We start from the raw sequence: 275 nt of genomic DNA on the forward strand, positions 1-275 counted from the left end.
GAATGGCTTACTTCGGACGCTTGGCGCCGTAGTGCGAACGACGCTGCTTGCGGTCCTTGACGCCTTGCGTGTCGAGCACGCCGCGCAGGATGTGGTAGCGAACGCCGGGAAGGTCCTTCACGCGGCCGCCGCGGATCAGAACAACCGAGTGTTCCTGAAGGTTGTGGCCTTCACCGGGGATGTAGCAAACGGCTTCATAGCCGTTCTTGGCCAGACGGACCTTGGCGACCTTACGCAGAGCCGAGTTGGGCTTCTTCGGGGTCGTCGTATAAACG

Annotated in this window: 1 protein-coding gene; it reads right to left on the minus strand. The window is 61.5% G+C overall.

Annotated elements, in window-relative coordinates; translation table 11 throughout:
- Positions 1-7: 7 nt before the first annotated feature.
- Positions 8-275: 30S ribosomal protein S12 (gene rpsL, locus ACZ6JE_RS15195; RefSeq protein ID WP_464319479.1), on the minus strand; the 268-nt coding region annotated here is incomplete at its 5' end.

The organism is Frigoribacterium sp. AC759, from assembly GCF_979256015.1.